The organism is Paenibacillus forsythiae T98 (genome assembly GCF_000520735.1).
GTDB classification, from domain to species: Bacteria; Bacillota; Bacilli; order Paenibacillales; family Paenibacillaceae; genus Paenibacillus_AQ; species Paenibacillus_AQ forsythiae.
In genome coordinates, this window is the sequence record NZ_ASSC01000020.1 from 1 (window position 1) to 5,254 (window position 5,254).

Consider the following 5,254-nt stretch of genomic DNA (forward strand, 5'->3'; position numbering starts at 1 on the left):
CGTACGCGAATGGACCTGCCCGTCGTGTGGAACCATCCATGACCGGGACCTCAACGCCAGCTATAACATCCTGGCCGAAGGTAAAAGGCTCCTTGAGATATAAGCCTTACACGAACTGCCGGGACGGCAGGGTTCGCTTGGTCAATTTCTCTTCGGTAGAAGGGACTACCCAAGAATCTCCTCCTCTAAGCCTAAGCCTAAGCGTAGGGAGGGGAGTGTTCAATTTGTTAATTTATGGTAACCTATGATTGTGCCGAATGATATACAATTTATCGGACAGACTTAAGAGATAAGGATAGTGAGTTTTATACATGAAGCCCATTTATTTGGACCATGCCGCCTCGACGCCGGTTCACCCGGAGGTAGCGGAGGTCATAATGAAGGTAATGACAGAGCAATTCGGCAACGCCTCAAGCGTGCACATGGTCGGCCGCTCCGCCAAGAAGATCATGAGCGGCGCGCGCGATGCCATCACCTCGCGGCTGGGCTGCTCTCCCGATGAATGGATTTTTACCGGAGGAGGCACGGAAAGCGACAACCTGGCGCTGTTCGGCGCGGCCTATTCCCGCAAGGGCGGTCATATCATCACGACGGCTATCGAGCATCACGCCGTTCTGCATGCCTGCGAGGAGCTGGAGAGGGAAGGGTACTCCCTGACTTATCTTCCAGTGGACCGGACGGGCCGGGTTGCTCTTAAGGACCTTGAGGCTGAGCTTCGGGACGACACGTTCCTGATCAGCGTCATGCTTGCCAACAATGAAGTGGGCACGGTGCAGCCGATTGAAGAGATTGGCAGACTGGCGCGGGAGAAGGGCATATTATTCCATGTCGACGCCGTGCAGGCGCTCGGTTCCATCCCGATTTCGCTGCATAGCCTGCCTGTGGACTATATGAGCTTCACCGCGCACAAGATCAACGGGCCCCAGGGCATCGGCGGCCTCTATGTCCGGCGCGGCTTACCGCTGCATCCCCGGCTGCACGGAGGCTTGCAGGAGCGGGGACGCCGGGCGGGAACAGAGAATCTGGCCGGCGCGGCCGGGTTCGCCAAGGCTGTCGAACTCGCCATTGAGGGGCAGGCGGGCAGGCATGAGGAAGCGCTGGCGCTGCGCCGCCGTCTCTTGGAGACATTGAATCAGGGCATTGGACCGGACGCATACAGAATTAACGGGAATGCCATGCACGGATTGCCGCATATTACGAATATCAGCTTCCCCGGCGTCCGCACGGACGTCATGCTGATGAATCTCGATATGGAGGGCATCGCCGCTTCAAGCGGGTCGGCCTGCACCTCGGGGTCCCTTGAAATTTCCCATGTGCTGAGGGCGATGAATCTTCCGGACGATCAGTTAAGCTCGGCGATTCGATTCAGCACCGGTTTGGGTAATACTACTGAAGAAATGGAACATGTTGCCCGGAAAATTGAAACTATTTTGAATCGGCTGCGTACTAAAGAGTAGGGGATTTGCAACCATGAGACTTCAGGATTTTATCGGTCTGAATGTGTTTGGAGTCGAGGAAGGCAAGGAAGCAGGCAAAATTGTCGATTGTATTTTAGATTCAAACTGGAACATTACGGGTATTGAACTGGAAAGCAAATCTTTTTTCGGCAGTCATGTGAAAGTTGTGGCATGGGAAGACATTGTCGCCTACGGCGAGGATGCCGTGATGATACAGAATGAGGGGTCCATCCAGAAGATGGACGCAGGCAGCATACCCCATACCTTTCTGGAGGGCAAGAGCAAATTGAAAGACATGCAGGTCGTAACTGAGACCGGAACGATTCTCGGAAAAGTGTCTGATGTTTATTTTGACCAAAAGTTGGGAAACACAATAGTAGCCCTTGAAATTAGCGACGGGCTTGTGACTGATTTGATGGAAGGTCGTAAATGGCTGCGTTGCCTGCCGGAAATGTCCATTGGAGAGAATGCGGTGGTGGTTCCGGCACTCAGTGAAGAACGATTGGAGAAAGATATTAATATTGTTAACGGATAGGTGGAATGAGGTATGAAGTGTCCAAACTGCGGGTCCAAGGATATTGGCAAGATTGGTTCCCATCAATTTTATTGCTGGGGATGTTTCATCGAATTGACCGTCAACGGCGAGAAAATGTCGGTCTATCAGGTTGAAGAGGACGGAACGCTCAGCTCGCTGGACGATTTGTTCTGCGGAGAAGAAATCGCGCAGGAGTTTCCGCACATTCACGCCACTTCCTGAGGCAGGCTTAAGCGCTTGTCTCAAGAGGCGGTTACATAAGAACACTCGGCGTCCAGGTCTCCTTGCTGCTGTTAATGCGGCAGGGATGCTTGGGCGTTTTTTGCTGTTTTCGTTATTGAAAAATAGGGCCGGGCAACCGGCCGGGATACGGCTTTCGGAAACGGCGGTTATTTTGCGGCGGACAGACATATACTTATTTTACAAGCCAGTCCAGTTTTGCCGCAGGAGGGTAACGCCATGGAGCAATGGTCCGGGAACAAATGGTTTCGCTGGATGGTCGGAGTGCTTCTGGCTCTGATCATTTTATATTTCGTCTGGCTGCTTCATCCCATGCTGCAGCATATATTCGACTTTTTGAAAGCGGTGCTGGCCCCTTTTCTGGCCGCCATGATTATATCGTATGTGCTTAATCCCGTTGTCAGCATGCTGGCGGGTCGAAAAATGCCGCGGGGAGTCGCGGTTCTGCTGATCTATGCCGTATTCCTGACTACGATTGCCGTCATTGCCGTCAACCTCGTTCCGATGCTGATCAAGCAGCTTGAGGAGCTTAACGAGCATTTGCCGGAAATGACGCTTAGAGCGCAGGGGCTTATGCACAGCATGAATACCCGTCTGATTCCGCCCGGAGTGGAAATGGGGATGAACAACTGGTTTTTTCAGCTGGAGAACCGGCTCGCCGGGGGAATTTCGTATTTTCTGGACCATATCGGAACGACCATCGGCGTGCTGTTCGACGCTTTCATCGTGCCTTTTCTGGTGTTCTATATTCTGAAGGATTTCGATGTGTTTGAACGCGCCCTTGTCTCCTGTCTCCCGCGCTCCCGGCGCAAATCCATCGTGACGATGTTAAAAGATATCGACGAGGCGCTCGGCAATTACATCCGTGGCCAGTTCCTGGTCAGTCTGATCATCGGCATACTTGCCTATATCGGCTACGCGTTCATCGGAATGCCCTATGCGCTGCTGTTCGCGAGTCTTGTGGCCATATTTGAGCTTGTCCCGTATTTGGGCCCTTTTCTCGGCGCGGCTCCCGCGATTGTCATGGCGTCGACCATATCGCTTCGGCTCGTGCTGCTTGTCGTCGTAGTGAATACGCTGTGCCAGATGCTGGAGAGCAACGTAATTTCGCCGCAGGTGGTCGGCCGGACGCTTCATTTGCATCCGCTGCTCATTATTTTTGCGCTTCTGGTGGGCGGCGAGCTGGCCGGAATAGTCGGGCTGATTCTGGCGGTGCCCTGCTTCGCGGCGGGGAAGGTTGTTCTTCAGCATGTCATCGGCTATTATATCAAGCGGAAGCCGGTATAACGGAATGCGCATTGACTGAGGCGGCGGGTATTGTATATAATGTTGTGGAAAATGAACTTCAAATGATTCATGGATGAGGAGCATTAATTTCGGATGCGTCATTCAGAGAGCCGGTGTACTTGGTGAAAGCCGGTTGACGACAGCGAAATGAACTCGCCTCGGAGAAACGGCGCAAGCCGCTGGGCTATCTTCCGGACCGAAAGAGCAGTAATCAATGGAAAGAAGCGTCCAAGCGTTAACCGCCGTCGGCCCGCCCCCGTTACAGGGCGTTAGAGTGAGCAGGGCGGCTAGGAATGTCCGTCTGCTAATTAGGGTGGTACCACGGGAATTCAGCCTCTCGTCCCTAGCGTTTTTACGCTATGGATGGGAGGTTTTTTGATAATATCAGAAAGTTTCAGGCTTTCGGGATTGGACTTCCTGATATTGCAAGCAAAAAAGACCGCCAAAGAGGGGTTCGGCCAATTTGAAGTTTAAAGGTTCGCAGCAATTCAAGGAGGAATAGCAAATGAGCGACAGCAAGGGAAATGCAGCCGCGCAGGGTTACCGGGCGCAGGTACTGGAACCGAAATGGCAGCAGTATTGGGAAGAACATCATACCTTCAAGACCGGCGAGGAAGCGGGCAAGCCGAAATTCTATGCGCTCGACATGTTTCCGTACCCGTCGGGAGCCGGCCTGCATGTAGGACATCCGGAAGGCTATACGGCGACGGACATCGTCTCCCGTTACAAGCGGATGCGCGGATACAATGTGCTTCACCCGATGGGCTGGGACGCCTTCGGTCTGCCCGCCGAGCAGCATGCGCTCGACACGGGGCAGCATCCGCGCGATATTACGATCAAGAACGTCAATAACTTCCGCCGCCAGATCAAATCGCTGGGCTTCTCCTACGATTGGGACCGCGAGATCAGCACGACGGACCCTGCCTACTATAAATGGACGCAGTGGATCTTCATTCAGCTGTACAAACGCGGCCTGGCTTACGTGGCGGAAGTGCCGGTGAACTGGTGTCCGGCGCTTGGCACCGTACTGGCCAATGAAGAAGTGATCGACGGCAAAAGCGAGCGCGGCGGGCATCCCGTCATCCGCAGACCGATGCGCCAGTGGATTCTGAAGATTACCGAATACGCCGAGCGTCTGCTGGAGGACCTGGAGGAGCTGGACTGGTCGGAGAGCATCAAGGACATGCAGCGCAACTGGATCGGCAAATCGAAGGGCGCCGAAGTGACCTTCGGCATCGACGGTCATGATGCGGCGTTGGTTGTGTTCACCACTCGTCCCGACACCTTGTTCGGAGCAAGCTACTGTGTGCTCGCGCCCGAGCATGAGCTGGTGGCGTCGATTACGACGGAGGCTCAGCGTTCGGCCGTGGAGGAGTACCAGACGCTGGCCTCACGCAAGAGCGATTTGGAACGGACCGATCTTGCGAAGGAGAAGACCGGCGTGTTCACCGGGGCCTATGCGGTCAATCCGGTCAACGGCGCCAAGCTGCCGATCTGGATCGCGGACTATGTCCTGGCCGGATACGGCACCGGAGCGATTATGGCCGTTCCCGGGCATGATACCCGGGACTGGGAGTTCGCCAAGCAGTTCGGACTTGACATCATCGAGGTTGTTGAGGGGGGCAATGTGCAAGAGGAGGCCTATACCGGCGACGGCCCGCATGTCAATTCCGACTTCCTGAACGGGCTGGACAACACGGCGGCCATCGCCGCCATGATCTCCCGGCTTGAGGAA

6 protein-coding genes and 1 other annotated feature are annotated in these 5,254 nt (G+C 54.6%); all 6 genes read left to right on the top strand.

Going from position 1 to position 5,254, the window contains the following annotated elements; all coding sequences use genetic code 11:
* The coding region (locus tag L692_RS30940; RefSeq protein ID WP_156940265.1) for a zinc ribbon domain-containing protein at positions 1-103 on the top strand (103 nt) is incomplete at its 5' end.
* 208 nt (positions 104-311) lie between these two features.
* Positions 312-1,457 (top strand): cysteine desulfurase family protein, encoded by a 1,146-nt coding sequence (locus L692_RS0100580; RefSeq protein ID WP_025696234.1) that lies wholly within the window; start codon positions 312-314, stop codon positions 1,455-1,457.
* Positions 1,458-1,470: 13 nt separating this feature from the next.
* The gene (locus L692_RS0100585) at positions 1,471-1,992 is read left to right on the top strand and encodes a PRC-barrel domain-containing protein (protein WP_025696237.1); all 522 of its coding nucleotides are present in this window, start codon (positions 1,471-1,473) and stop codon (positions 1,990-1,992) included.
* Between the two features lie 12 nt (positions 1,993-2,004).
* Positions 2,005-2,214 carry a hypothetical protein gene (locus L692_RS0100590; protein WP_025696239.1) on the top strand — a complete coding sequence of 70 codons (210 nt, stop codon included), beginning with the start codon at positions 2,005-2,007 and terminating at the stop codon, positions 2,212-2,214.
* 237 nt (positions 2,215-2,451) lie between these two features.
* On the top strand, positions 2,452-3,519 hold the full coding sequence (locus L692_RS0100595; RefSeq protein ID WP_025696241.1) for an AI-2E family transporter: 1,068 nt from the start codon (positions 2,452-2,454) through the stop codon (positions 3,517-3,519).
* 61 nt (positions 3,520-3,580) lie between these two features.
* Positions 3,581-3,867: a binding site (T-box leader), on the top strand.
* A gap of 157 nt (positions 3,868-4,024) precedes the next feature.
* On the top strand, positions 4,025-5,254 hold a 1,230-nt coding region (gene leuS, locus L692_RS0100600; protein ID WP_025696243.1), incomplete at its 3' end, for a leucine--tRNA ligase.

Coding starts and splice junctions, on each gene's coding strand:
- L692_RS0100595 (WP_025696241.1), top strand. CDS start 2,452: ATGGAGCAATGGTCCGGGAACAAATGGTTTCGCTGGATGGTCGGAGTG.
- L692_RS0100590 (WP_025696239.1), top strand. CDS start 2,005: ATGAAGTGTCCAAACTGCGGGTCCAAGGATATTGGCAAGATTGGTTCC.
- L692_RS0100580 (WP_025696234.1), top strand. CDS start 312: ATGAAGCCCATTTATTTGGACCATGCCGCCTCGACGCCGGTTCACCCG.
- L692_RS0100585 (WP_025696237.1), top strand. CDS start 1,471: ATGAGACTTCAGGATTTTATCGGTCTGAATGTGTTTGGAGTCGAGGAA.